Genomic DNA, 26703 nt, shown 5'->3' with positions numbered 1-26703 from the left:
GTGTATCAACAGCGTCACAAGCAGCGTCTGGTCGGCCACATGGGTATCGGCCACGTCCGTTACCCGACCGCGGGCAGCTCGACCTCGGCCGAGGCTCAGCCGTTTTACGTCAACTCGCCTTACGGCATCACCCTGGCGCATAACGGTAACCTGACCAACGTTGAACAGTTGGCCAAAGAGATCTACGAATCCGATCTGCGTCACGTCAACACCAGTTCCGACTCGGAAGTGCTGCTGAACGTGTTCGCTCACGAGCTGGCCCAGCGCGGCAAGCTGCAACCGACCGAAGAAGACGTGTTTGCTGCCGTGACCGACGTGCACAACCGTTGCGTCGGCGGTTACGCGGTGGTCGCGATGATCACCGGTTACGGCATCGTCGGTTTCCGTGACCCGCACGGCATCCGCCCGATCGTGTTCGGCCAGCGTCACACCGACGAAGGCGTCGAGTACATGATCGCCTCGGAAAGCGTTTCTCTGGACGTGCTCGGTTTCACCCTGATTCGCGACCTGGCGCCGGGCGAAGCGGTTTACATCACTGAAGAGGGCAAGCTGCACACCCGTCAGTGCGCGACCAATCCTTCGCTGACCCCATGCATCTTCGAACACGTTTATCTGGCGCGTCCGGATTCGATCATCGACGGCGTGTCGGTCTATAAGGCCCGTCTGCGCATGGGTGAAAAACTCGCCGAGAAAATCCTGCGCGAGCGTCCAGAGCACGACATCGACGTGGTTATCCCGATTCCGGACACCAGCCGTACTGCGGCGCTGGAACTGGCGAACCACCTGGGCGTGAAATTCCGCGAAGGCTTCGTCAAGAACCGTTACATCGGCCGTACTTTCATCATGCCGGGCCAGGCAGCGCGCAAGAAGTCGGTGCGCCAGAAGCTCAACGCCATCGAGCTGGAATTCCGCGGCAAGAACGTGATGCTGGTCGACGACTCGATCGTGCGCGGCACCACGTGCAAGCAGATCATCCAGATGGCCCGCGAAGCCGGCGCGAAAAACGTCTACTTCTGCTCGGCTGCTCCGGCGGTGCGCTTCCCGAACGTCTACGGCATCGACATGCCAAGCGCTCACGAGTTGATTGCACACAACCGTTCGACCCAGGACGTGGCGGATCTGATCGGCGCTGACTGGCTGATCTATCAGGACTTGCCTGACTTGATCGAAGCGGTCGGTGGCGGCAAGATCAAGATCGAGAGCTTCGATTGCGCGGTGTTCGACGGCAAATATGTTACCGGCGACGTCGATGAGGCGTATCTGGACAAGATCGAGCAGGCGCGTAATGACTCCTCGAAGATCAAGACCCAAGCGGTCAGTGCGATCATCGATCTTTACAACAACTAAGTAATCACCGGCCTGTAGGAGCAAGGCTTGCCCGCGAAGCTTTTGGCGCTGCCAGAGGCCCCATCGCGGGCAAGCCCTGTTCCTACAAAGGCATCACGCCTCCGGGCCGGTTTTGTATCTATTTCAGAACAGGGCAAGGAGTGACAGCATGAGTCAGGAATGGGATGCCGGTCGGCTGGACAGCGACCTTGAAGGCGTAGCGTTCGATACCCTGGCCGTACGTGCCGGTCAGCACCGTACGCCGGAAGGTGAGCACGGTGATCCGATGTTCTTCACCTCCAGTTACGTGTTCCGCACTGCCGCCGACGCGGCCGCGCGCTTTGCCGGCGAAGTGCCGGGCAACGTTTACTCGCGTTACACCAACCCGACCGTGCGCGCGTTCGAAGAGCGCATTGCTGCGCTGGAAGGCGCCGAGCAAGCCGTTGCCACCGCAACGGGCATGGCCGCGATTCTGGCGGTGGTGATGAGCCTGTGCAGCGCTGGCGATCACGTGTTGGTCTCGCGCAGCGTGTTCGGTTCGACCATCAGTCTGTTCGAGAAGTACTTCAAGCGTTTCGGCGTGGAAGTCGACTATGTGCCACTGGCCGACCTGTCGGGTTGGGATGCGGCGATCAAGCCGAACACCAAATTGCTCTTCGTCGAGTCGCCGTCCAATCCTCTGGCGGAGCTGGTCGATATCGCCGCGCTGGCAGAAATCGCGCACGCCAAAGGCGCGATGCTGGTGGTCGACAACTGCTTCTGCACGCCAGCCTTGCAGCAGCCGCTGAAAATGGGCGCGGACATCGTTGTGCACTCGGCGACCAAGTTCATCGACGGTCAGGGCCGTTGCATGGGCGGCGTGGCCGCCGGTCGCAGCGAGCAGATGAAAGAAATCGTTGGTTTCCTGCGTACTGCCGGGCCGACCCTGAGCCCGTTCAATGCGTGGATCTTCCTCAAGGGGCTGGAAACCCTCAACCTGCGGATGAAGGCGCACTGCGCCAACGCCCAGCAACTGGCCGAATGGCTGGAGCAGCAGGACGGCATCGAGAAAGTCCATTACGCCGGTCTCAAGAGCCATCCGCAACATGAGCTGGCCCAGCGTCAGCAGAAAGGCTTCGGTGCGGTCGTGAGCTTTGAGGTCAAGGGTGGCAAAGAGGGCGCGTGGCGCTTTATCGATGCAACTCGACTGATTTCGATCACCGCCAACCTCGGCGACAGCAAAACCACGATCACCCATCCGAGCACCACTTCTCACGGCCGCTTGGCGCCGCAAGAACGTGAAGCGGCGGGCATTCGTGACAGCCTGATCCGCATTGCGGTCGGTCTGGAAGACGTGGCGGATCTGCAAGCCGATCTGGCGCGCGGTCTGGCAGCGCTGTGATCGAGTTGTCGACCCCGAAACCCGGTACTCATGGCCGCGTTGCGCTGGTCACCGGTGCCGCGCGCGGTATCGGTCTGGGGATTGCGGCGTGGCTGATCAGCAAAGGCTGGCAAGTGGTGCTGACGGATCTGGATCGTGCGCGCGGTTCGAAAGTGGCGAAGGTGCTGGGCGAAAGTGCCTGGTTTATCGCCATGGACGTTGCCGACGAAGCTCAGGTCGCGCTCGGTGTGGCTGAAGTGTTGGGGCAGTTTGGTCGTCTCGATGCGCTGGTGTGCAACGCGGCCGTGGCTGATCCGCACAACATCACCCTGGAAAGCCTCGATCTGGCCTACTGGAATCGTGTGTTGGCGGTGAACCTCAGTGGGCCGATGTTGCTGGCCAAGCACTGCGCGCCGTACCTGCGCGCTCACAACGGTTCGATCGTCAATTTGGCTTCGACCCGTGCGCGGCAATCGGAAGCCGACTCTGAGGCGTACGCGGCGAGCAAGGGCGGGTTGTTGGCGCTGACGCATGCGTTGGCGATCAGTCTGGGGCCGGAGATTCGTGTTAATGCGGTCAGCCCGGGCTGGATCGATGCACGCGATCCTGCTGTGCGTCGGGCTGAGCCTTTGGCCGATGCTGATCATGCTCAGCATCCGGCGGGCAGGGTAGGGACGGTTGAAGACGTGGCGGCGATGGTTGCTTGGTTGCTGTCGAGGAATGCCGGGTTTGTCACCGGGCAGGAATTCGTCGTCGATGGCGGTATGACCAAGAAGATGATTTACACAGAGTAAGAAGCGAAGCCGCGAACGTGTAGGAGTGAGCCTGCTCGCGATAGCGGTTTCATGGATGTTACTTTCTCAGGGATTGAAGCAATTTCGTCTTTTTTAGAAAAACTTCAATCCTGCTATTGACTTAGGTTCGCTACCTGCGTAAATTTCGCGGCCTCGGAGATGCAAACGGGTGATTAGCTCAGCTGGGAGAGCGTCTGCCTTACAAGCAGAATGTCGGCGGTTCGATCCCGTCATCACCCACCACTCCCGAGAAACTTGCGTAAGCAAGAACGTAGGCTGAAAGTGCCTGCACCGACGCGCAGCGGTAGTTCAGTCGGTTAGAATACCGGCCTGTCACGCCGGGGGTCGCGGGTTCGAGTCCCGTCCGCTGCGCCATATCTGCTTCAAGGATCACTGAACGCCTTGAAGCACCGAAAGCAACCGTTGGTTGATTCGGAATCGATAGCAAAGACCCTGGTCGAAAGACCGGGGTTTTTTGTGTCTGAAATTTGACCTCTGCTCCCATCACGCAACCCGGCTCCCTGTAGGAGCTGCGGCACGCTGCGATCTTTTGATCTTGATCGTAAAAAACAGGATCAAAAGATCGCAGCCTCGTTTTACTCGACAGCTCCTACAAGGGATGCCTGTAACCATCCTGCGGTGCCACGTCGCATTGTCTTTTTTGATTCTTTAGTCAGAAATTTGTATCTGGTTGTTTGCTGCGAGCGCAGAAACCTTTAAAGTTAACCTTTCGGTCAGCTTTGCACTGTCATTTCGTCCTTCGTTTAGCCAAGAAGGGCTTCTGCAAGACTCGAGATTCCCCAGTAGATAACCAGAAGGGCGGATGTATAACCGTCCAGAGGATGATCCATGTCCAACCGTGAAATAACCCGGCGCTCGTTCCTCCAGGGCGGGCTGGTGGCGGGTGTGAGCGTCACGCTTACGCCGCTCAGCACCCAGGCGCTGGCTGCCTTGATGGAAAACAGCGTGACCGTGCCGTCCGAAAAATGGCTCGGCAACAATGGCAAAGCGCGCCAGCGTAACGATGCCTTGTCGAAAGTCTGCGGCAGCAAAGTCTTTGCCCGCGACATCCGTTCCAAGGACATGCCGGGCTGGCCCGAGCAGCAAGGCCACGCCATGCTGCTGAAAACCATCAAGGCCGACCATATCTATGCCGGTTACGACCTGTCGTGGCTTGGCGCCGATCTGCAGCCTGACCGCATCGTCACCGCTGCCGATCTGGACAAGGACGGTATCGTCTTCCCTGAGGAGCATGCACCGGATCCGCTGCTGCCTGAAGGCAAAGTGCCGATGTTCATCGGTCACCCGGTAGCGATCCTGATCTGGAACGACTTCGAGCGTTTCCGTCAGGCCAAGAACAAACTCAAATTCAATGACAAAGCGATTCGTTACGGCGCCAAAGTGCCGTTCTACGAAGGCGATCCCTACGGCAGCTTCCGCTACGTGCGCGTGGGCGGCCCGACCTCGGCAGATGAAGACGAATTCGCCAGCCTCAAGGATTCGATCCTGTTCCCGATGCTGAAAAACCGTCGCCCGGTGTGGAATTCCCAGCCGAACCTGCACGGTAATCTCACCGAGCGTGGCCTGTTCTACGCCGATCGCATGAAGGGGCAGATCAACACGCCGCCGGACAACTGGCTGGTGTTCGACGAGCGCTACAAGACGCCGTCGATCGAGCCGGCCGCCATGGAGCCGGACAACGGCAACGGCTGGTACGACCCGAAAACCAAGACCCTGCATTTCGTGGTGGCTACCCAGTGCCCATTGGAAGCGGCGACCGAGACCGCGAAAATGATTTCGCCGTCGCGCTTCGGCCTGGACAACCTGAACATGCACCCGGGTTACACCGTGGGTTACGGTTCCAAAGACCACAACATCTTCGTTTACTACGCAGCCCTCGCTGCGCTGTACGGCGCCGGTGTGCCAGTGCGTTTGGCGAACGACCGTTACGAGCAGTTCCAGAGCGGCATCAAGCGTCACCCGTTCGACATTCGCTACCAGTTGGCCGTGGACAAGAACGATCAGACCTTCAAGGTTTTCCTCGCTGACATGAGCGTCGACGGTGGTGGCCGGATCAACTACAGCCCGTCAGTAGCCGCTGTGGGCGCCACGGCTGCGCAGTCGATTTACTACATGCCGCAGAACGACCTTCAAGTCACCGCGTATCACTCGCGTGGTGTTGAAGCCGGTTCGATGCGCGGTTACGGCACCCTGCAAAGCATGGCGGCGACCGAAATGATGGTCGACGAAATCGCCGATCGCCTGAACGTCGATGCCATCGAACTGCGCCGCAAAAATGCGCTGCGTTCGGGGATGAAAAACACCCAGGGCGCGATCCCGGCCGGTGCTCTGCGTTTGCACGAGATTCTCGACAAGGCCGCTGCACACGAAGTCTGGAAAAACCGCGACGCGATCAAGAAGCAGCGCGAAGCCGCTGACCCGGATAACTGGTACGGCGTTGGTTTCGCCATCTGCCAGAAAGACTTTGGCACCGGTTCTGAAGCGCCGATGGCCAGCATCGAATTCACCGCTGACGGTCGCATCACCTTGCGCCACATCGGTATCGAAATCGGCACCGGCATGTCTACGTCGCAAGCCTTGGTCGTCGCCGATTTCCTCGGCAGCCCGGCCCACGAAGTGAAGACTGGCGAAACCGAATGGAAGGAAATGCAGCTGATCACCAGCGGCAACCCTTACATCATGAGCCAGGCCGACCAAGATAACCTGCTGCGCAACCCGCGCTGGGTCGGCAAGTTGGCCTCGGCGTCGTCCGCGACTAACTCGGCTTACTACTTCAGTCACGCCACCCGTGAAGCAGCCCGCGTGTTGTTCAACAACGGTTTGTGGCCGGCGGCCATGGAGATCTGGCGTCAGGGCCCTTACGGCGGCCAAGCCAACCCATACGTTGTGCGTCGCGAAGATGCGCACTGGGTGGATGGCAAACTGACTGCCAACGGCATGCAGCCATTGACCTTCGAAGAGCTGGCCAAGCACGCTCACGAGCGTGGTCTGGTTACCGGCGCCACCGTTCATGCGTTCAACCGCTGGAGCTGGGCTGAGGCCGAATACAGCATCGACGGCGTGCGCGAGCGTCTGCCGCTCGACGGTCTGGCGGTGAAATACGGTGATGGTGCGCCGAAAGCCAAGAAAGCGTTGATGACCACGTCTGGTTTCCATCTGCTGGATCGCCAGAACATCAACTACCCGGTTGTTCAGTTGAACAACGCTGCCGTGACTTACTACAGCCCGGTAGCCACGCTGGTCGAGCTGAAGGTCAACAAAGGCTCGCTGGATGTTGAAGTGCTCAACCACCATTCGTGGGTCGAGTGCGGTCGTGTGTTGGTTGAAGAATTGGTCAAGGGCCAGCTCGAAGGCGGTATCGCCATGGGCATCGGTCACGCACTGATGGAAGAGATGCCGCTGTACGAAGGCGGGCCGGGGGAGGGTGACTGGAACTTCAACCGTTACCGTCTGCCGATGGCGCGTCACGTTGCCGTGTGGAAACAGACGTCGGAGATTCTCCCGGCACTGTCGCCGAGCGATCCGTCCAAAGGCATCGCTGAAGTGGTGATGATCCCGGTTGTCGGGGCCATCGGTAACGCCGTGGCGCATGCCATCGGTAAACGTGTTCGCGATCTGCCTATCACTCCAGCGCGCATCAAGGAGGCCCTCAATGGCTAACCGTCCGCTTCAACTGACCCTCAATGGTCAATCCGTCGGCCCGGTGGACATCCCTGATGACCTGCCGATGATCGACTACCTGCACGAATACAAAAACCTCACCGGCTCGCGTCTGGGCTGCGGTCAAGGCATCTGCCACGCCTGCGTGGTGATTGTCGATAACCCGGACGGCACCAGCGAAGAAGTGCGCACCTGCATCACCGGCGCGCATTACTTCGAAGGCAAGAAAGTCCGCACCATCGAATCGCACGCCAAGCGTGACGAAGCGGGCCAAGTCACTGAGCTGAACCCGATCCAGCAACGTTTCGTTGATGAGTTCGCCTTCCAGTGCAGCTACTGCGCGCCAGGCTTCGTCAACGCCGCGACCGTGCTGGTCGAGAAGCTGCAACGCCAGCCGACCGTGCAAAGCAAACTCGAGCAAGTCATCGAAGACAGCCTCGGCCATCACATCTGCCGTTGCACCGGGTACGTGCGTTACTACAACGCCACCCGCAACGTGCTGACCGATCTCGGCCTGGTCAAGGAGGGTTAAGCATGAAGCTTTTTCTGACCCGACTGACCCTGGCGGTCGGTCTGGCTGCGCCGGTGTTGTTTGCTCACGCCGATGATCAGGTCAAACGCGGCGAGTATCTGGCTCGCGGCGCTGACTGCATGGCGTGCCACACCGCACCGGGCGGCGCGCCGTTTGCCGGCGGGCTGCCGATCGTCTCGCCGTTCGGCACGATCTACGGCACCAACATCACGCCGAGCAAAGAACACGGCATCGGTTTGTACAACGATGACGAGTTCTTCGCCGCGCTGACCGAAGGCAAGCGTCGCGACGGTGCGAACCTGTACCCGGCGATGCCATACACCTCGTATCACCTGATGCCGCGCGAAGATTCGGACGCGATCCATGCGTACCTGAAAACCATCGAGCCGATCGAGCGCGCTGCACCGGTCACCAGTTTGAGCTTCCCGTTCAACGTGCGTCTGGGCCTGATGGGCTGGAACGTGCTGTACGGCAAAGCGCTGAAGCTGGAGCCGGCCGAAGGCAAAAGTGAAGCATGGAAGCTCGGCCAGTACATGGTCGAAGTCCTTGGCCACTGCGGCGAATGTCACACGCCACGCGGCCTGCCGGGCGCGATGGAACTGGACAAGCGCCTGACGGGCGGCATCCTCAATGGTTATCTGGCGCCAAGCCTGCTGGCCACTGATCTGGCCGCGCGCGGCTGGAACGAACAGGATCTGAGCACGTTCCTCAAGCACGGCATGAGCGCGCAAGGCACGATGTTCAACGAGATGTTCCCGGTGTTCCACAACAGCACTCAGGGCCTGAGCGATCAGGATCTGGCGGCGATGGCGACGTTCCTGCTTGGCGACAAACCGCCGGCAGCCAAAGCGCTGGTTGAAGTGCCGGTCGAGAAACTCAGCGCCAGTGCCCAGCGCGGTCAGCAGGAATACCTGAACGTCTGCGCCGGTTGCCATGCGGTCGGTGGCGAAGGCAAACCGCACATCGCGGTGGCCATGCGCGGCAACACCACGCTGCGTCTGGAAGACCCGCGCAACCTGCTGCGCGTGATCGAGGACGGTATCGGCGAGCAGAAATTCTCTGGCTTCGAACGTATGCAGCCGATGCCGGGTTTCGCCGACAAACTCAAGCCTGAACAACTGACCGATCTGCTCAACTATCTGCGTCAAGGTTGGGGTGGTCAGTCGGCTGAGCTGGCGGTGGGCGACGTGCAGAAGCTGCAAGCTGACGCACCGTCCATCGAGCACAAGGCGCACTGACATGCAGCATCTCGATCTGCAAGTGGTTCGGCGAGCGCTGGAGTGGTCGGTGGCGGGGCAGCGCATTTGGCTCTGCACCGTGCTGACCACCTACGGCTCGGCGCCGCGCGCGCCGGGTTCGCTGCTGGCGGTGAACGAAGGCGGGCAGTGGATCGGGTCGCTGTCGGGTGGCTGCGTCGAGGAAGACTTTCTTGAGCGCGTCGCCGAAGGTGCATTTCTCGATGCGATCAACGTCGTGCGTTATGGCGAAGGCGACGATCCGCGCTCGCGGGTCAGCCTGCCGTGCGGCGGCATTCTCGATGTGCTGGTTGAGAAATTTGACGCTGACTGCGAGGTGCAGGCGCATCTGCGTGAGTTGGAGTCGGCGCTGCTTGGTCAGCGTCGTTTGATTCGCGAGGTCGATCTGGCCAGCGGTGCGCGCAGCCTGTTCGCTGATCGCGAGCAGGGTGCGCGCATCGAGCGTGAGATTGATCGGGTGCGTATCCGCATCGGCGCGGCGCAACGTTTGTTGCTCGCCGGCTATTCCAGCGTCGCGCAGGCGTGTGCCGAATTTGCGGTCGGTCTCGGCTTTGAAGTGATTCTCTGCGATCCGCGCGATGAAGTGCTTGAAGGTGTGGTGCTCAATGGCGTGGAAATTCGTCGGCAACTGCCATCGGTGTTTATTGCCGATGGTGGCTGCCACCGTGATACGGCGGTGGTGGCGCTGACCCACGATCCGCGCATCGACGATCTGGCGATGATGGAAGCAGTGCGTACCGAAGCGTTCTACATTGGCGTAATGGGTTCGCTGCAGACATCGCAGAAACGCTTTGAGCGCCTGCGTCGGATTGGCGGGCTGGGGGAGAGTGAGTTGGCGCGAATTCATGCGCCGATCGGGCTTAACCTTGGCAGCAAGACGCCGGCGGAGATTGCCTTGGCGGTACTCGCCGATATCCTGCGGATTCGTAGCGGCATCGCCCGCGACCAGCTCTGATTAGGTGGTAGGTGCATTTGTGGCGAGGGGATTTATCCCCGATGGACTGCGTAGCAGTCCCATTTTTTGGGGCCGCTGCGCGACCCATCGGGGATAAATCCCCTCACCACAGGGTTTCCATAGCTCGAATTTAAAAACCGTACTTATCCCGCAACCCGTAATACCAAGCCCCCAACGCCGCAAACGGCGTGCGCAACATCTGCCCGCCCGGGAACGGGTAATGCGGCAAATCCGCAAACGCATCAAAACGCTCAGCCTGACCGCGCAATGCCTCAGCCAATACCTTGCCCGCCAGATGCGTGTACGTCACGCCATGACCGCTGCAGCCCTGCGAGTAATAGATGTTGTCACCCAGCCGCCCAACCTGCGGTAAACGCGACAAGGTCAGCAGGAAATTTCCTGTCCAGGCGTAATCAATCTTCACATCCTTGAGCTGCGGAAACGCCTTGAGCATTTTCGGACGGATGATCGCCTCGATGTTCGCCGGATCCCGGGCGCCGTAAACAACACCGCCGCCGAAGATCAGACGCTTGTCGCCGGTCAGTCGGTAATAGTCGAGCAAGTAGTTGCAGTCCTCGACGCAGTAATCCTGCGGCAACAGCGCTTTCGCTAGCTCATCACCCAGCGGCTCGGTGGTGATCACCTGCGTACCGCACGGCATCGACTTCGCTGCCAGTTCCGGCACCAGATTGCCGAGGTAAGCGTTGCCCGCAACGATGATGAACTTGGCCCGCACCTTGCCCTGCGGCGTATGCACGACCGGGTTAGCGCCGCGCTCTATACGCACAGCGGGCGATTGCTCATAAATGCTGCCGCCCAACGACTCCACAGCGGCCGCTTCGCCTAGCGCGAGGTTCAGCGGATGAATGTGCCCGCCGCTCATGTCGAGCATGCCGCCGACATATTGATCACACGCCACCACTTCGCGAATGCGGCGCTGATCCAGCAGTTCAAGCTGCGTATGGCCAAAGCGCTCCCACAGGCGCTTCTGCGATTCCAGATGAACCATCTGCTTGGCAGTCAGCGCGGCAAACACGCCGCCGTCCTTCAAGTCGCACTGAATGTTGTACTTGGCCACACGCTCACGAATGATCCGCCCACCTTCAAACGCCATCTGCCCGAGCAGTTGCGCCTGCTTCGGACCGACGCTGCGCTCGATCACATCAATGTCGCGGCTATAACTGTTAACGATCTGCCCGCCATTGCGCCCCGATGCGCCAAAACCGACCTTGGCCGCTTCCAGCACCGTCACGCGAAACCCGTTCTCCAGCAGAAACAGCGCCGAGGACAGCCCGGTGTACCCGGCGCCGATCACACAGACGTCCGTCTCCACGTCGTCCTGCAAAACAGGACGGGGCGGTACGGCATTGGCCGACGCAGCGTAATAAGACTCTGGGTAAGGGGTGTTCGCCATCCTGTAGCCTCTGTTTAATATATTTTACGAGTGCATCGATCCTACCCGAGTTGAAAAACCTCCGCCAGCCACCGGAAAATCCTCGTCGCCGACTCGAAATTAAATATTTTGCATATTCATAGGGTTAGGTGAAAAAAAGGTGTTGACACCCCTCCGGAATTCCGTAGAATGCCGCCTCACAGCAGGCACGTAGCTCAGTTGGTTAGAGCACCACCTTGACATGGTGGGGGTCGTTGGTTCGAGTCCAATCGCGCCTACCAAACAAAATCCGCTCTGCTGGGCGGTCTAGAAGGGCTCACCGAAAGGTGGGCCCTTTTTTGTTGTCTGCGATTTGCAAAAGTCGTTGGAGCAGGAGTCTTCGTCAATCCTGACTGCTGCCACAGACAGATCCAGTCGATTATTTACTCTACGCTGCAAACCCAGCGATGGTTATGCCGGTAGGGCGCTCGGATGAATGCAACGTCTGATACCAGAGTCATGCCGCGTTGCTGGAGCGCTTCGGTCAGTTGTACGAGTGTCTCTGCTTCGATAGTCATTACTGCACCTCGTCAGATTTACTGCGTTCACAATTCTTGACCGAATGCCGAATCAGGTAATTCATTTTTTCTGCCTGAGTGAGTTGTTCGGCGTGGAAAGTGGTTAAGTCGAATGCAGTCGACCTTTCCAAGGAATCTGCTCCGGGGTTGCTCGTAAAAACTGGTCGAGTTGTGAATCTATAAATTCAAACCAATCCTTGGTAAGCGATCACCGTTCGTCGCTGAGGCCATGAAAAATAATTCGTATATTGAATGGGTTACGTTTTTATTTAACCAACCGGTTATCAAAAACACCTTGTTACAGACTGTGAATTTCAGTAACATTCGCCCCGCGTTCACCACCACGGTTTATGCATTTTTAAATCCCAAGCTTCCATCAGCTGCTTGGGATTTTTTTTGCCTGCAATTTGGCTTCTCCCTTTCTTCCTGCGCAAAGACGTAATAAGTCCTACGTACCTGCGCGAGCAAATCCCTACTTTTTCGACTACTACTGACTGGCCGATTTCCGACTCTTGCTGAGGGGAGTGTTTCGATGCTGGTTCACTGGTTTCTTGCAGCGGTTCATCTACTGGCGTTTGCCCTGGGCTTCTGGGCGGTACTGACGCGCGGGACGGCGTTCAGTCGACTCGCTGCCGGAACCGGAGAGGTGAAGCGGGTTTTGCTCGCTGACAATCTATGGGGTGTCTCTGCGTTGATCCTGCTGATCACCGGCGGGATGCGGGCCTTCGGTGGGTATGAAAAAGGCACCGACTATTACCTGCATCAGCCGCTGTTCCATCTGAAGATGACGTTGTTTGTGCTGATTCTGCTGATGGAGCTCGCGCCGATGATTACGTTGATCAAATGGCGGATCGCTTTGGCAAAGGGCAAGCCGATTGATACCGGGCGGGCAAAAATCTATGCACGAATCAGTCACGCTGAAGCGCTATTGCTGGTGCTGATGGTTGTCGCCGCAACAGGAATGGCGCGAGGGGTGACGTTCGGCTAGGAGAGCGGATTCCCCGTGCTCTCTCGGAAACGTCCGACATCAAGCCTTAAGATTGGCGGGTAGTATCGGATTCAACAGAGGGCAGGGTGGATCAAGCGGGGCGGGAAAGCATATCAAGCGCCGTGGCCAACGAAGTGGGGGTGGATGGCAGGACGGCGCATGAATCTTTAGCCAGTCATTGCGCGCGGGCAAGCTAACTGGCTACTGACTGCTGTGAGGCTCAGGGCGTTTGTGGCTTGTCCGGTGCGGTCAGGCCAGCTTGAATGCGCTGATAGATCTCTTCACGGTGTACGGCAACGTTCTTTGGAGCGTTGATGCCGATGCGAACCTGTTGGCCGCTTACGCCCAGAATGGTGATCGTAATGTCATCACCAATGTTTATGCTTTCACCGACTTTGCGGGTGAGTATCAGCATGGTCTTCTCCTTGATTGCTTTGTAGGGCACCTGATTCAGACAGTGCAGAGGTCGGTGGTACGTATAGATTAGTGCGAAGTCTCACAGTTTGGGTGCCTCTTTCTGACGCGCAGATGCGGCATTAATTCCCAGGGCGTAACTATACAGAGGCTGCAATCATCATTCTCGTTGTTTTGTGCCCATTTTGCGGGGCTCGCGAAGTATTTTTGAATGTTAAGATCGCGCCTTTGAGAATTTCGAGGAAAGCGTTGTGCGCAAATTGGTCTGGATGGTCGCGGCACTGGTATTGGCCGGGTGTGGTGAAGGCAAAAACGTTGAGGCACCGAAACCACAAACGGCAGCAGTGACGGCGCCAGCAGCGGCGGCTGCACCGCAATGGGATCTCGAAGTGCGCGGCGAAACCCCTCAGGCTGTCAGCGACCTGAGCGGCTGGTTGATCGAGCACGCTTTTATCCCGACGGTGATCAAAGACAGCAGCGGCAAACCGCGCATTCTGATCGGCCCGTTCAACTCGCAAGCCGATGCCGAAGCGCGAAAAGTAGAAGTGGACGCGGCATTGGTAAAAGCCAAGAAACAAAATATTGAATCGGTGGTGATCGAGCACCCGATCACGCCGTAATCCTGCCTTTCAGCGGAGCGCCCTAAAGGACGTCGCAGGTGACTCGTCTTATACGAGTCAGTCACGATTCCCCAAAGGAGCTCCGCATGGCCTCCAACCCCTACAAGCTGTTCGACGTCACCCTGCAACGCAAAACCCAACTGAGCCCGCACATGATGCGGATCACCCTGGCCCATCCCTCGGTCAACGACATGGCCACCTGGGCGCCGGATCAACGGGTAAAACTGTTTTTCCCTGCGGCCGACGGTTCGCCGGCCAGACTGGCTCAAGGTGAAGGCTGGTACGCGCGCTTCAAGGCAATGATTGCTGATCGACGTCCGGCGATGCGCACCTACACCATTCGCCATTTGCGCGCCGAACAAGGCGAAGTGGATATCGATTTCGTCCTGCACGGCGAAACCGGCCCGGCCTCGCGTTGGGCGCTTCGTGCGCAACCGGGGGATTCGATGCAGATCCTTGCGCCCGACCGGCGCTTCTCGGCCAATGACGCCGGGGGCTTCGAATGGAAGCCGCCGCAGATCCTTAATCAGGTTCTGCTGGTCGCCGACGGCACCGCGTTGCCGGCTGCCATGGGCATTCTTGATGTGTTGGCCGCGAAAGCCGCTCCGCCCCAGACTCAAGCGTTCTTTGAAGTCGACAGCGCTCAGGACATGCTGCCGGTGCCCGATTGGCCGGGGCTGACCGTGCAGTGGCTGATCCGCGAGAAAACCACCGCCGGTACATTGATGGTTGAGGCGGTGCAAAAAGCCGTTCCACCCATCCACACCTCATCCATCGGTCGGACTGTCGAATTCGCCGACGTCGATATCGACAAAGAAATACTCTGGGAAATCGCCGAAACCGCCGCCGAAGGTTTCTACGGCTGGATCGCTGGAGAAAGCGCGGCAGTGATGAGCTTGCGCAGGTACCTGATCAAAGACTGTGGCATCCCGCGCGAGTCGCTCAATCTGATGGGTTACTGGCGCTACAACAAGGCCGGCAGCTAGCCACAAAAAAGGCCTCGAACATCACGTTCGAGGCCTTTCTTTTGCGTGTTCGATCAACCGCAGGCTTTCATGTTCACCGGGCCGACAAACTCATTGCCGCGTCCCATCACGCACGCCACGCTTTGATTGCGTTGACGCTCCCAGTCTTGCACCGGGTAAGTCTTGTCCCACGCTTCATACAATTGCCGATCCTGCTTCGATATGCGCAAGCCGTACTGCTTGCTCATGTAGAAATAGGTGCGGGCGATCATGCCGCGAATGGAAGGGCGGGGCATGACCTTCTTTGCTTTGAAATCGACCTGGGTCAGGCACGAACCGTATTGACCGGATTGCACCGGCAGCCAGCCGTAGCTGAAGTTGCTGCGGTCGCCGTTGACCTCGCCAATGCTCGGCACCAGGTTGTGCAAATCGGCTTCGGCCTTCTGATACGTCGGGTCGTAGCGCGTGCAGTTCTTGCGGCCGCCATCCTGCCAGCATTGGCGCTGATGGCCAATCTGCCAAGCCGGGACGATGTGTTCCCATTCGATGCGCGACGCACGCTTGGCGTTCTTGCGCGGCACATAACCGCAGGCCTTCAAATCCACTTTGTTGCCGGAGTACTTGCACCCGCAATAAAACTCCGTGGACTGTGGCGCGTAGAGCTTCCACGCAGCCTTCTTGGCTTCAGAAAACGTGCGTGGCGCTCCGGCCTGTGCGCCAAAAGCGATGAACGACAACAACAGCAAAACAAAACAGCGGACACTCATTGAATCAATCTTCCTTCGGCACAACCCAAAAAATCTGCACGCCACCATCGTCGCGATAGGCGAGGGTGACGTTGTCGTTCTCGTCGATTTCCTCAAGCAAACGCTCCCAGTCATCCATCGGCTCGTCCGGCAGACGGAAGATCAGTGCGGCTTTGGCTTTTTGTGCGGTAGGGGAATTGATGATCTTTTGAACGCGCATACCCATGCGTTCAAAGGCGTCAGGAGCATCAGGGGAGGTGGCCACGAGGTTATCCTTATTAAGCTGTACGTGCATACAGTATTTAACTGTAGGCATTTTCGCAACTGCTTAAAATTCAAGAAAATCCTCTGACAGCGGTTTTTTGATTTTAATGTGAGGCGAGTCAATTTTTTTGTAGGAAAAATGCAGAAGGGTTGTGAACGACACACCACTCGCCCGGTAAACGAGTGGTGTGAAGTGTGCCCGATCGAGAAATGATCGGGCGAAGGTCAATCAGTATTCCCAGAACATCCGCTGCAGCTCTTTGCTGTCATTGGTTTTGGTCAACGCGACCATCGCCAGAATGCGGGCTTTCTGTGGGTTCAGGTCGTGAGCAACCACCCAGTCGTACTTGTCGTCAGGCTGTTCGGCGTTGCGCAGAACAAAACCGCCGGCGTTGACGTGGGACGAACGAATGATTTGCACGCCTTCCTTGCGCAGCTCTTGCAGGGCTGGCACCACGCGGGAAGACACCGAACCGTTGCCCGTGCCGGCATGGATGATTGCTTTGGCGCCGGATTGGGCCAGGGCTTTGTAGGCCGTATCGCTTACGTTGCCGTAGGAATAGGCGATTTCTACGTCAGGCAGGCTCTTGATATTTTTGATGTCGAATTCCGAATCCATGGTGTGACGCTTGGCTGGCAAGCGGAACCAGTAGGATTTGCCTTCAACGACCATACCCAGCGGGCCCCAGGCGCTTTTGAATGCTTCGGTTTTTATGTTGATCATTTTGCTGACGTCGCGACCCGACTGGATCTCGTCGTTCATGGTCACCAGTACGCCTTTGCCGCGCGCGTCTTTGCTGCTGGCCACGGCCACCGCGTTGTACAGGTTGAGCATGCCGTCGGCGGACATGGCGGTGCCTGGGCGCATCGAACCGACAACGATGATCGGCTTGTCAGTCTTCTCGACCAGATTGAGGAAGTACGCGGTTTCTTCGAGGGTGTCGGTACCGTGGGTGATGACGATGCCGTCGACGTCTTTGCTGTCAGCCAGTTCGGCGACGCGACGACCGAGTTGCAGCAGGTTGTCGTTGGTGATGCTTTCGGACGCGATCTGCATGACTTGTTCGCCACGCACGTTCGCCAGTTTGCTCAGCTCGGGAATGCCGGCGATCAATTGCTCGACGCCGACCTTGGCGGCCTGATACGTCGCGCTGTTGGCGGCGCTGGCACCCGCACCGGCAATGGTGCCGCCCGTGGCAAGCACCACAACGTTGGCGAGTTTGGTCTGGGTTTCGACTTCTTTTGCCTGAAGGGCGGTGGGCAGGAGCATGAGGAGGGCCAAAGCGCCCGGAACCAAAGTGTTGAAAGCAGATTTCATTATTTTTCTCTCTAGTAGTGAGACGGTGCTGATGCAGGTTCATCTAGATGCGCCCCGGCCGATCTGGATGCCGGGGTGCAGGGTAGGGAGCAGGATCTGTACCATTCGTACTGTGCTTGAGAAAAATGTTTAAGTTCATGATTTATATGAGGATTTATTCGATCGATAGCGTGTCGTAACCAAGTGCATATCCGGCTTTCCGAACAGAGCGGGCTTTTATGTTCGGCTCACCGAAAAGCATGGCGATGTTGATTGCCTGTCGGGAGTCCGACGTTTCCAGCGTCTTATTAAAGAAAGCGTCAGGCAGGCCGATGCCTGTTCAAGGAATCCATTTTTTCAGGAGTTTCACATGACACTGACAGTCGGTTTTGCCAACCCCGGCGCGGTCACCATCGGTGGTAAAACGGCGGCAACGATCGATGCGCTGGCCAAAGCGGATGCAGAAGCGTCACCCAATGCAGTGGGCAAGGAAGAGGCTGATAGCAAAACGGTGAGAACCGGTGGGCCGGCGCAGGAAGAGAGCAAGGCTGACAGCGGCGGCAATCAAAGCGTCACCATAAAACTGCTGCTCAAGCGCATGCAGGAACTGCAAAAGCAGTTGCAGGAACAGCAGCAGCAACTAGCCGCCGCGCAAGCCGCGAAGTATCCAACTCCGGAAGCCAAGACTACCGCGGTCATGTCGATTCAGGGGCAGATCGCCGATACCAACGCAGCGCTTATGGAGGTGGCGGCCAGCCTGGTCAAAGAGATGGCCAAGGGTTCGAGCACCGGCAGCGTGGTCAATACCACGGCATGAGAAGAGGGCGAGTCCGATGACTTGCCCTGCCGCAAAATACTGATTTCTGTTTATTGACAAATGTCGGCGGGATTCGCATAGTTCGGTCTACGCAAACGTTTGCGCGGCTTTATCGGCTGGTTTCCCTTGTAGGGAAGACTACGCAGCTTACGCCAGCGCAACCTTTGCTCACAATAATCATAAGATCGGAGTGAACCCATGAAGCTGCCATTCGCTGGACGTCTTCTTGCTGTCGCTATGCTGGCTGCCACCGCCGCCGCGCTACCTGTCTCCTCGGCGTTCGCCGAATCTGTCGAAAAACCTAAAGTCGCACTGGTCATGAAATCCCTGGCCAACGAATTCTTCCTGACCATGGAAGACGGCGCCAAGGCCTACCAGAAAGAACACTCCGCCGATTTCGACCTGATCTCCAACGGCATCAAAGATGAAACCGATACCGCCGGCCAGACCCGCATCGTCGAGCAGATGATTCTGGCCAAGGTCAACGCTCTGGTGATCGCGCCCTCTGACTCCAAGGCCATGGTGCCGGTGATCAAGAAAGCCGTCGACGCCGGTATTACCGTGATCAACATCGACAATCAGCTTGATCCGGCCATCGTCAAAAGCAAAAACATCAGCGTGCCTTTCGTAGGCCCGGACAACCGTAAAGGCGCGCGTCTGGTCGGCGAATACCTGGCCAAGCAGCTCAAGGCCGGTGACGAAGTCGGCATCATCGAAGGCGTATCGACGACCACCAACGCCCAGCAACGAACCGCAGGCTTCAAGGACGCGATGGACGCGGCGCAGATCAAAGTGGTTTCGCTGCAATCCGGCGACTGGGAAATCGACAAGGGCAACAAGGTTGCCGCCTCGATCCTCAGCGAATACCCGGACGTCAAAGCACTGCTGGCCGGTAACGACAGCATGGCCGTTGGCGCCGTTTCCGCCGTACGTGCCGCCGGCAAGGCTGGTCAGGTGCAGGTCGTTGGTTACGACAACATCAACGCGATCAAGCCGATGCTGAAGGACGGTCGTGTGCTCGCCACTGCTGATCAATACGCTGCCAAACAAGCTGTATTCGGCATCGAGACTGCGCTGAAAATCATCAAAGGCGAGAAAGTCGACAGCGGCCCGAATGGCGTGATCGAAACGCCGGTCGAGCTGGTCACCAAGTAAGTCTTCTGGCGGCACAACGGCGCTCGTCCGTCCGGGCGAGCGCATGGAGAGTTTTTATGTCAGTTTCCGCCCCGAACGCTGTCCTCTCGGTCAGCGGTATCGGTAAGACCTATGCGCAACCGGTGCTGACCGGCATCGAGTTGACGCTGATGCGCGGTGAAGTGCTGGCGCTGACCGGCGAGAATGGCGCCGGCAAAAGCACCTTGTCGAAAATCATTGGCGGACTGGTCACTCCGACCACCGGCCAGATGCAGTTTCAGGGCAAGGACTATCGCCCGGGCAGTCGTACTCAGGCCGAAGAGCTTGGCGTGCGCATGGTCATGCAAGAACTCAATTTGTTGCCGACCTTGTCGGTGGCGGAGAACCTGTTTCTCGACAACTTGCCGAGCAACGGTGGCTGGATCAGTCGCAAGCAACTGCGTAAAGCGGCGATCGAAGCGATGGCGCAAGTCGGCCTCGACGCGATCGACCCGGACACACTGGTCGGCGAGCTGGGCATCGGCCATCAGCAGATGGTTGAAATCGCCCGCAACCTGATCGGCGATTGCCATGTGCTGATTCTCGATGAGCCGACCGCGATGCTGACGGCGCGCGAAGTCGAAATGCTTTTTGAGCAGATCACCCGATTGCAGGCGCGCGGCGTCTCGATCATCTACATTTCCCATCGCCTCGAAGAGCTTGCCCGTGTGGCGCAGCGCATCGCCGTGCTGCGTGACGGCAATCTGGTCTGCGTCGAGCCGATGGCCAATTACAACAGCGAGCAACTGGTCACGCTGATGGTCGGCCGCGAGCTGGGCGAGCATATTGATATGGGCGCGCGCAATATTGGCGCGCCAGCGTTGACGGTCACCGGCCTGACTCGCTCCGACAAGGTTCGCGATGTTTCCTTCGAAGTGCGCGCCGGCGAGATCTACGGGATTTCCGGATTGATCGGGGCAGGGCGCACGGAATTGCTGCGGCTGATCTTCGGTGCGGATCTGGCCGACAGCGGCACCATCGCCCTCGGTTCGCCCGCCAAAGTAGTCAGCGTGCGTTCGCCGGTTGATGCGGTGCGCAACGGTATCGCGCTGATCACCGAAGATCGCAAGGGCGAAGGTCTGCTGCTCAGTCAGTCGATCAGCGCCAACATCGCACTGGGCAACATGCCGGAAATTTCCAGTGGCGGCGTCGTTAATAACAGCGATGAAATCGCCTTGGCCAAGCGTCAGATCGACGCCATGCGCATCCGCAGTTCGAGCCCGACACAGCTTGTTTCAGAGTTGTCCGGTGGCAACCAGCAGAAGGTCGTGATCGGCCGTTGGCTGGAGCGCGATTGCTCGGTACTGCTGTTCGACGAGCCAACCCGAGGCATCGACGTCGGCGCCAAATTCGACATTTATGCATTGCTCGGCGAACTGACTCGCCAAGGCAAAGCGCTGGTGGTGGTCTCCAGCGATCTGCGTGAGTTGATGCTGATCTGCGACCGCATCGGTGTGCTGTCGGCGGGGCGCCTGATCGACACCTTCGAGCGTGACAGCTGGACTCAGGATGATTTGCTTGCCGCCGCATTCGCCGGCTACCAAAAACGTGATGCGTTGCTCAACGAAGCGGCGCCTAGGGATCTCCCATGAAAACTGCATCTCCTGCCAGCAAACGTAGTGGCAATTTCTACGGTCTGGGCACTTATCTGGGCCTGGCCGGGGCCTTGCTGGCGATGATTGCGCTGTTCTCGGTCTTGAGCAGCCATTTTCTGTCCTATAACACTTTCAGCACTTTGGCCAACCAGATTCCGGACTTGATGGTGCTGGCGGTCGGCATGACGTTCGTGCTGATCATCGGCGGCATCGACCTCTCAGTGGGCTCGGTGCTGGCGCTGGCGGCGTCGACGGTCAGCGTGGCGATTCTCGGCTGGGGCTGGGGTGTGTTGCCTTCGGCGTTGCTCGGCATGGCAGTGGCAGCACTGGCCGGTACCGTCACCGGTTCGATCACCGTGGCCTGGCGCATTCCGTCGTTCATCGTCTCCCTCGGTGTGCTGGAAATGGCTCGGGGTCTGGCCTATCAGATGACCGGGTCGCGCACCGCGTACATTGGTGACTCGTTCGCCTGGCTGTCGAATCCGGTGGCGTTCGGTATCTCGCCGTCGTTCATCATTGCCTTGCTGGTGATCATCATTGCCCAAGCAGTTTTGACCCGCACCGTGTTCGGTCGCTACCTGATCGGCATCGGCACCAACGAAGAGGCCGTGCGCCTCGCCGGGATCAATCCGAAGCCGTACAAGATTCTGGTGTTCAGCCTGATGGGGTTGCTGGCCGGTATCGCGGCGCTGTTTCAGATTTCGCGACTGGAAGCGGCGGATCCGAACGCCGGTTCTGGCCTTGAGCTGCAAGTGATTGCGGCCGTGGTCATCGGCGGCACCAGCCTGATGGGCGGACGCGGTTCGGTGATCAGCACGTTCTTTGGCGTATTGATCATCTCGGTGCTGGCGGCCGGTCTGGCGCAGATTGGCGCGAGCGAGCCGACCAAGCGCATCATCACCGGTGCGGTGATCGTCATTGCCGTGGTGCTCGACACTTATCGCAGTCAACGCGCCAGTCGACGGGGCTGAGAAAGACTTATGGCAACGATCAAGGATGTGGCGGCGCTCGCGGGGATTTCCTACACGACCGTGTCCCATGTGGTGAACAAAACCCGGCCAGTCAGCCAGGAAGTGCGGCTGAAAGTCGAGGCGGCGATCAAGAGCCTCGACTACGTGCCGAGTGCCGTGGCGCGCTCACTGAAAGCCAAAACCACTGCGACCATCGGCCTGTTGGTGCCGAATAGTCTCAACCCGTACTTCGCCGAGCTGGCGCGGGGCATCGAGGATTATTGCGAGCGTAACGGCTACTGCGTGATCCTCTGCAACTCCGACGACAACCCGGAAAAGCAGCGCAGTTATTTACGCGTGCTGCTGGAAAAACGCATCGACGGTTTGATCGTCGCCTCCGCCGGGGGTGACAGCGGTCTGGCGCAAGGCTTGGCCGGTGTTAAAACGCCGATGGTCATCGTCGACCGGGGACTGGACGGTGTCGACGCGGATCTGGTGCGCATCGACCACGAATACGGCGCTTACCTCGCGACTCGCCACCTGTTGGAATTGGGCCATCGCGACATCGCCACCATCGGTGGGCCGGCGACTACCAGCGTGGCGCAGATGCGTCAGGCCGGTTATTGCCGAGCGCTGAAAGAGGCCGGTATCGAAGTCCGGCAGGAACGCATGCTGGAAAGCGATTTCACCAGCACCGGCGGCTACAACGCGGCGGCGATCCTATTGGAAAACAATCCGCCGAGCGCGATTTTCGCCGGTAACGACATGATCGGTATCGGCGTGTTGCGTGCGGCGGCTGAGCGCAACGTGCGCGTGCCGAGCGAGTTGTCGGTGATCGGCTTCGACGATATTCAGATGAGCCGTTACGTGTACCCGGCGCTGACCACCGTCGGCCAGTCGATCCTGCAACTGGGCGAGATGGCGGCCGAAGTACTGCTGCGAAGGATTGCCACCCCGAATCTGGGCACCGATCAACGCATCGTGACCCCGAGTATTGTCCTGCGCGAATCGACAGCGCCGCTGTCCGGCGTGTTCACCGAATACCGCTGAAACCGAATTGACGAGTAGTGATGTATGCCAGCAAATGTAGTGGTAATAGGCAGCCTGAACATGGATCTGGTGACCCGGGCGCCACGCCTTCCCGTCGGCGGTGAAACGCTGATCGGTCATTCCTTCGCCACGGTTTCCGGCGGCAAGGGTGCCAATCAGGCCGTCGCTGCTGCCCGGTTGGGCGCGCAGGTGGCGATGGTCGGTTGCGTGGGCAGCGATGACTATGGCGTGCAATTGCGCGACGCCTTGCTGGCCGAGCAGATCGATTGCCAGGCAGTGAGTGTCGTTGAGGATTCCAGCGGTGTGGCGTTGATCGTGGTCGATGACAACAGTCAGAACGCCATCGTTATCGTCGCCGGGGCCAATGGCGCGATGACGCCTGCGGTGATCGACCAGTTCGATGCGGTGTTGCAGGCGGCCGACGTGGTCATCTGCCAACTGGAAATTCCCGACGCAACCGTGGGCCATGCGCTCAAACGTGCCCGCGCACTCGGTAAAACCGTGATCCTCAATCCGGCACCGGCTAGCCGCCCGCTGCCCGCTGACTGGTTCACCGCCATTGATTACCTGATTCCCAATGAAAGCGAAGCGACCGCGTTGAGTGGATTGCCGGTGGACTCGCTGGAGTCCGCAGAAAAAGCGGCCAGCCACCTGATCGCCATGGGCGCGGGCAAAGTCATCATCACCCTCGGCGCGCAAGGTTCGCTGTTCGCCAACGGTCAAAGCTTCGAGCATTTCCCGGCGCCGAAGGTGAAAGCCGTCGACACCACGGCAGCGGGGGACACCTTCGTCGGTGGTTTCGCCGCTGCGCTGGCCACGGGTAAATCCGAGGTCGAAGCGATTCGCTACGGGCAGATTGCCGCCGCGTTGTCGGTCACTCGCGCTGGCGCGCAACCGTCCATTCCCACCCAATCCGACGTACAGGCGTTTAAACCCGCATGAAAAAGACTCCTCTGCTCAACGTCGCCCTGTCGCGACTGATCGCCTCCCTGGGCCATGGCGACATGGTGGTCATCGGTGACGCCGGGCTGCCGGTGCCGCCGGGTGTCGAGCTGATTGATCTGGCGCTGACCCATGGCGTGCCGGATTTCGTCAGCACGCTGAAAGTCGTGCTCAGCGAGATGCAGGTGGAAAGCCATGCGCTAGCCAAAGAAATTTTCGACAAGCAACCGACGGCGCTGAACACGCTGGACGCGTTGAACGAAGAGGGCGCTTTGGGGCGCCGCGATCTGCTCAGTCATGAGCAATTCAAGGTGCTTAGCCGACAGGCGCGAGCGATTGTTCGTACGGGCGAATGCCAGCCGTACTGCAACATCGTGCTGGTCGCCGGGGTCACCTTCTAACTTTTGATTTCACCAGCACAAGGAATGCGCCATGCAACGCTATGCTCAGAAACTGCACCATTTGCTCCGGAGTCTGCTGCTTTTGTCCGTCATCACTGCCACCGGCGCTCAGGCGGCGGAAAAAATCGACCTGATCATCGACACCGACCCGGGTGCTGACGACGTGGTCGCTTTGCTGTTCGCACTGGCCTCGCCAGAAGAACTGAACATTCGCGCGCTGACCACCGTTGCCGGCAACGTGCGTCTCGACAAAACCTCGCGTAATGCACGTCTGGCCCGCGAGTGGGCAGGGCGAGAGGATGTGCCGGTTTACGCCGGTGCGCCGAAGCCGCTGATGCGCACGCCGATCTACGCCGAAAACATCCATGGCAAGGAAGGCCTGTCGGGTGTCACCGTGCATGAGCCGAAAAAAGGCCTGGCGCAAGGCAATGCTGTCAACTACCTGATCGATACCCTGAAGAGCGCCAAGCCGCACAGCATCACCATCGCCATGCTCGGCCCGCAGACCAACCTGGCGCTGGCGCTGATCCAGGAGCCCGAGATTGTGCAGGGCATCAAGGAAGTGGTGATCATGGGCGGTGCGCACTTCAATGGCGGCAACATCACCCCGGTGGCCGAATTCAACCTGTTTGCCGATCCGCAAGCGGCTGAAGTGGTACTCAAAAGCGGCGTGAAACTGACCTACCTGCCACTGGACGTGACCCACAAGATCCTCACCAGTGACGCACGCCTGAAGCAGATCGCTGCGCTCAACAACAATGCGAGCAAGATTGTTGGCGACATCCTCAACGAGTACATCAAAGGCGACATGGAGCATTACGGCATCCCGGGTGGCCCGGTGCATGACGCTACCGTCATCGCTTACCTGCTCAAGCCTGAGCTGTTCACCGGTCGTTCGGTGAATGTCGTGGTTGATAGCCGTGAAGGCCCGACTTTCGGCCAGACCGTTGTTGACTGGTATGACGGCCTGAAAGCGCCGAAGAATGCCTTCTGGGTTGAAAACGGTGACGCTCAGGGTTTCTTCGACTTGCTGACCGAGCGTCTGAAGCGCCTGAAATAAAGCATTCGCGCTCGCAGAAGGCGCGTCGTCGGTAAGGCCGTCTTCGCGAGCAAGCTCAGCTCCTACAAATTCACGCAGTTTTGTAGGAGCCGAGCTTGCTCGCGAAGAGGCCCGCGCAGACGCCCTAAACCTTTACTCCAGCGAGAGTTCACGCCTTTTCTGCTTGCTCGGCTTTTTCAGTCGGGTAACGCTCAAAAATCTGCTTGATGAATTGCTTGGCCGCTTCCGTGCCCAACTCTTTGACCAATAGATCGATGCCAATCAGCGCCAATTCTTCCGTCGTCCCCGGACTATAGGAGCTGTGTCCGTCTGCCCATTTGGCTTTGATGTCGGCGTCGATGCTGATGGTGGTCATGAGGTGCGCTCGAAAAGTCGGGAAGTCTGTGTGCCGAGTTAACCATTTTGTCGGGCGTTTGGCACTGCGACTTAGGCATGAGCGGAGCGCTATGCGACACTTGGTCTTTTCCGGCTTCCCAAGGATCGTGCTGTGCAGATCGATTTGAATACCCCTGACGGCCTTACGCTCGACGCGGTGCGCCAGTTGCTCGCTTCAGCCAGTGATGACGAACATACGCAACTGCGCGTAACCAAGGGCGGCATCGCTTACCTTTCTTCGGGCATTACCGGTGGGCAGGATATCGACGGACTGTTGTTTCGCCTCGAAACCTGGGCCAAAGGCTCGGGCTATGTGGGCAATGTCGCGGCCAGTGATGAGGTCTGGGTGATGCAGATTTTCAACGCGCTCAAGGACAACTGGCCGAATCCGCCGTTTGACTACATCGACGTCTATTGAGCGCCGTTAATATTCAGTCACGATTGATTGATGAAGTCATGAACGCCGCTCAGGCACACTCGGCGTTTTTCCGATCGTGGGGCAGGGTGATGGCATCGGCCGTGAAACCAAACGCCGGAATGGCGGTCGCACGATCTCAGCTTAACTTTTTGAAATAAGGAGGCTTCATGCCTTTGAAGTTCGCGACACTGGGTGCACTTATGGCCGCCGCCATGTTGGCCGGTTGCAGCACGACCTCCAGCGAGTCGGCAAAGGATTCCGTGGCGACCGAAGCTGGACACAGCCGCTGTGATGCTTCGGCAGCGCAATTCACCATCGGCAAGAAAGCCTCGCCGGAACTGCTGGAGCAAGCCCGCACCAAAGCAGGCGCGCAGAATGCCCGCTTCCTCAAGCCGAACGACATGATCACGCTTGAGTACCGTTCCGATCGCTTGAACCTGAACACCGACAACAACCTGGTGATCACCCGCGTTAACTGCGGCTGATTTCACAAGGCTTTTGTTGTAGGCATAAAAAACCCCGTCACATGGACGGGGTTTTTTTAGTGCGCCTAGAAATTACTCTGGGCGAACCTGTGCAGCTTGCATACCCTTTTGGCCTTTCTCAGCCACGAAGGAGACGGTCTGGCCTTCTTTCAGGCTTTTGAAACCGTCGGATTCGATAGCTTTGAAGTGTACGAACAGGTCGTCACCGCCACCTTGAGGAGTGATGAAGCCTAAGCCTTTTTCATCGTTGAACCATTTAACGGTGCCGGTTTGGCGATTAGACATGGTG

General features: G+C 58.6%; 27 protein-coding genes and 3 tRNA genes. 23 read left to right on the top strand and 7 right to left on the bottom strand.

Annotated features, from left to right (window positions below):
- The 9 genes from purF to ACIP66_RS24650 all read left to right on the top strand — a co-directional run.
- Positions 1-1347 (top strand): amidophosphoribosyltransferase (gene purF, locus ACIP66_RS24690; RefSeq protein WP_400651589.1); only part of this gene is annotated, 1347 nt, incomplete at its 5' end.
- 148 nt (positions 1348-1495) lie between these two features.
- Complete coding sequence (locus ACIP66_RS24685) at positions 1496-2707, top strand: O-succinylhomoserine sulfhydrylase (protein ID WP_400651586.1); 1212 nt, start codon at positions 1496-1498, stop codon at positions 2705-2707.
- The gene (locus ACIP66_RS24680) at positions 2704-3480 is read left to right on the top strand and encodes an SDR family oxidoreductase (RefSeq protein ID WP_400651583.1); all 777 of its coding nucleotides are present in this window, start codon (positions 2704-2706) and stop codon (positions 3478-3480) included. The genes ACIP66_RS24685 and ACIP66_RS24680 overlap by 4 nt, the downstream gene beginning before the upstream one ends.
- A gap of 167 nt (positions 3481-3647) precedes the next feature.
- A tRNA-Val gene (locus ACIP66_RS24675) sits at positions 3648-3723 on the top strand.
- A gap of 55 nt (positions 3724-3778) precedes the next feature.
- A tRNA-Asp gene (locus ACIP66_RS24670) sits at positions 3779-3855 on the top strand.
- Between the two features lie 474 nt (positions 3856-4329).
- Positions 4330-7161, top strand: a complete 2832-nt coding sequence (locus ACIP66_RS24665) for a xanthine dehydrogenase family protein molybdopterin-binding subunit (protein ID WP_282354460.1) — start codon at positions 4330-4332, stop codon at positions 7159-7161.
- The gene (locus tag ACIP66_RS24660) at positions 7154-7693 is read left to right on the top strand and encodes a (2Fe-2S)-binding protein (RefSeq protein WP_053118958.1); all 540 of its coding nucleotides are present in this window, start codon (positions 7154-7156) and stop codon (positions 7691-7693) included. The genes ACIP66_RS24665 and ACIP66_RS24660 overlap by 8 nt, the downstream gene beginning before the upstream one ends.
- 2 nt (positions 7694-7695) lie before the next feature.
- Positions 7696-8931: a c-type cytochrome gene (locus tag ACIP66_RS24655; protein ID WP_400651580.1), complete on the top strand. Its 1236-nt coding sequence runs from the start codon at positions 7696-7698 to the stop codon at positions 8929-8931.
- 1 nt (position 8932) lies between these two features.
- Entirely contained in the window at positions 8933-9904 is a 972-nt protein-coding gene (locus tag ACIP66_RS24650) for an XdhC family protein (protein ID WP_053118962.1), read from the top strand.
- 130 nt (positions 9905-10034) lie between these two features.
- On the opposite strand, the gene ACIP66_RS24645 is transcribed toward ACIP66_RS24650, so the two are convergent.
- Entirely contained in the window at positions 10035-11318 is a 1284-nt protein-coding gene (locus tag ACIP66_RS24645) for an FAD-binding oxidoreductase (RefSeq protein WP_212544414.1), read from the bottom strand.
- A gap of 183 nt (positions 11319-11501) precedes the next feature.
- On the opposite strand from ACIP66_RS24645, the gene ACIP66_RS24640 reads away from it, so the two are divergent.
- Positions 11502-11578: transfer RNA gene (locus ACIP66_RS24640), tRNA-Val, on the top strand.
- Positions 11579-12386: 808 nt separating this feature from the next.
- Positions 12387-12842 carry a DUF2214 family protein gene (locus ACIP66_RS24635; protein WP_053118966.1) on the top strand — a complete coding sequence of 152 codons (456 nt, stop codon included), beginning with the start codon at positions 12387-12389 and terminating at the stop codon, positions 12840-12842.
- A gap of 220 nt (positions 12843-13062) precedes the next feature.
- Here the strand turns inward: ACIP66_RS24635 and csrA are convergent, their stop codons facing one another.
- Positions 13063-13257 (bottom strand): carbon storage regulator CsrA, encoded by a 195-nt coding sequence (csrA, locus tag ACIP66_RS24630; protein ID WP_003179932.1) that lies wholly within the window; start codon positions 13255-13257, stop codon positions 13063-13065.
- A 250-nt stretch (positions 13258-13507) separates the two neighbouring features.
- Between csrA and ACIP66_RS24625 the strand changes: the two genes are divergently transcribed.
- Together ACIP66_RS24625 and ACIP66_RS24620 are read left to right on the top strand one after the other, a co-directional pair.
- Positions 13508-13876, top strand: a complete 369-nt coding sequence (locus ACIP66_RS24625) for a sporulation protein (protein WP_053118968.1) — start codon at positions 13508-13510, stop codon at positions 13874-13876.
- An 86-nt stretch (positions 13877-13962) separates the two neighbouring features.
- Positions 13963-14862 (top strand): siderophore-interacting protein, encoded by a 900-nt coding sequence (locus ACIP66_RS24620; protein ID WP_400651574.1) that lies wholly within the window; start codon positions 13963-13965, stop codon positions 14860-14862.
- Between the two features lie 53 nt (positions 14863-14915).
- Here ACIP66_RS24620 and ACIP66_RS24615 read toward each other — a convergent pair whose 3' ends face one another.
- From ACIP66_RS24615 to ACIP66_RS24605, 3 genes are all read right to left on the bottom strand, one after another.
- The gene (locus ACIP66_RS24615; RefSeq protein WP_053118972.1) at positions 14916-15608 is read right to left on the bottom strand and encodes an endonuclease; all 693 of its coding nucleotides are present in this window, start codon (positions 15606-15608) and stop codon (positions 14916-14918) included.
- 4 nt (positions 15609-15612) lie between these two features.
- A complete protein-coding gene (locus tag ACIP66_RS24610; protein ID WP_371262368.1) occupies positions 15613-15882 on the bottom strand; it encodes a DUF1654 domain-containing protein in 270 nt (89 codons plus the stop codon).
- Positions 15883-16080: 198 nt separating this feature from the next.
- A complete protein-coding gene (locus tag ACIP66_RS24605; RefSeq protein WP_159814875.1) occupies positions 16081-17169 on the bottom strand; it encodes an asparaginase in 1089 nt (362 codons plus the stop codon).
- Positions 17170-17518: 349 nt separating this feature from the next.
- Between ACIP66_RS24605 and ACIP66_RS24600 the strand changes: the two genes are divergently transcribed.
- From ACIP66_RS24600 to ACIP66_RS24565, 8 genes are all read left to right on the top strand, one after another.
- Entirely contained in the window at positions 17519-17965 is a 447-nt protein-coding gene (locus ACIP66_RS24600) for a hypothetical protein (RefSeq protein WP_400651570.1), read from the top strand.
- 198 nt (positions 17966-18163) lie between these two features.
- Entirely contained in the window at positions 18164-19120 is a 957-nt protein-coding gene (locus tag ACIP66_RS24595; RefSeq protein ID WP_159814877.1) for a sugar ABC transporter substrate-binding protein, read from the top strand.
- A gap of 56 nt (positions 19121-19176) precedes the next feature.
- Positions 19177-20730, top strand: a complete 1554-nt coding sequence (locus ACIP66_RS24590; protein WP_159814878.1) for a sugar ABC transporter ATP-binding protein — start codon at positions 19177-19179, stop codon at positions 20728-20730.
- The gene (locus ACIP66_RS24585) at positions 20727-21704 is read left to right on the top strand and encodes an ABC transporter permease (protein WP_053118984.1); all 978 of its coding nucleotides are present in this window, start codon (positions 20727-20729) and stop codon (positions 21702-21704) included. Before ACIP66_RS24590 ends, ACIP66_RS24585 begins: the two co-directional genes overlap by 4 nt.
- Positions 21705-21713: 9 nt before the next feature.
- A complete protein-coding gene (locus ACIP66_RS24580) occupies positions 21714-22733 on the top strand; it encodes a LacI family DNA-binding transcriptional regulator (protein WP_159814879.1) in 1020 nt (339 codons plus the stop codon).
- Between the two features lie 24 nt (positions 22734-22757).
- On the top strand, positions 22758-23675 hold the full coding sequence (gene rbsK / locus ACIP66_RS24575) for a ribokinase (protein ID WP_400651566.1): 918 nt from the start codon (positions 22758-22760) through the stop codon (positions 23673-23675).
- Positions 23672-24076 carry a D-ribose pyranase gene (gene rbsD / locus ACIP66_RS24570; protein ID WP_007913481.1) on the top strand — a complete coding sequence of 135 codons (405 nt, stop codon included), beginning with the start codon at positions 23672-23674 and terminating at the stop codon, positions 24074-24076. Before rbsK ends, rbsD begins: the two co-directional genes overlap by 4 nt.
- A 31-nt stretch (positions 24077-24107) precedes the next feature.
- Positions 24108-25136 carry a nucleoside hydrolase gene (locus ACIP66_RS24565; protein ID WP_053118992.1) on the top strand — a complete coding sequence of 343 codons (1029 nt, stop codon included), beginning with the start codon at positions 24108-24110 and terminating at the stop codon, positions 25134-25136.
- A gap of 148 nt (positions 25137-25284) precedes the next feature.
- On the opposite strand, the gene ACIP66_RS24560 is transcribed toward ACIP66_RS24565, so the two are convergent.
- On the bottom strand, positions 25285-25491 hold the full coding sequence (locus tag ACIP66_RS24560; protein WP_212544424.1) for a hypothetical protein: 207 nt from the start codon (positions 25489-25491) through the stop codon (positions 25285-25287).
- Between the two features lie 132 nt (positions 25492-25623).
- On the opposite strand from ACIP66_RS24560, the gene ACIP66_RS24555 reads away from it, so the two are divergent.
- Together ACIP66_RS24555 and ACIP66_RS24550 are read left to right on the top strand one after the other, a co-directional pair.
- A complete protein-coding gene (locus ACIP66_RS24555; RefSeq protein ID WP_159814881.1) occupies positions 25624-25929 on the top strand; it encodes a hypothetical protein in 306 nt (101 codons plus the stop codon).
- A gap of 167 nt (positions 25930-26096) precedes the next feature.
- Positions 26097-26414 (top strand): I78 family peptidase inhibitor, encoded by a 318-nt coding sequence (locus ACIP66_RS24550; RefSeq protein ID WP_400651562.1) that lies wholly within the window; start codon positions 26097-26099, stop codon positions 26412-26414.
- 72 nt (positions 26415-26486) lie between these two features.
- Here ACIP66_RS24550 and ACIP66_RS24545 read toward each other — a convergent pair whose 3' ends face one another.
- A complete protein-coding gene (locus ACIP66_RS24545) occupies positions 26487-26699 on the bottom strand; it encodes a cold-shock protein (RefSeq protein WP_400651592.1) in 213 nt (70 codons plus the stop codon).
- Positions 26700-26703: the final 4 nt, after the last annotated feature.

The organism is Pseudomonas sp. NPDC088429, assembly GCF_044753305.1.
Lineage (GTDB): Bacteria > Pseudomonadota > Gammaproteobacteria > Pseudomonadales > Pseudomonadaceae > Aquipseudomonas > Aquipseudomonas rustica.
This window is presented reverse-complemented; position numbering and strand designations above follow the sequence as displayed.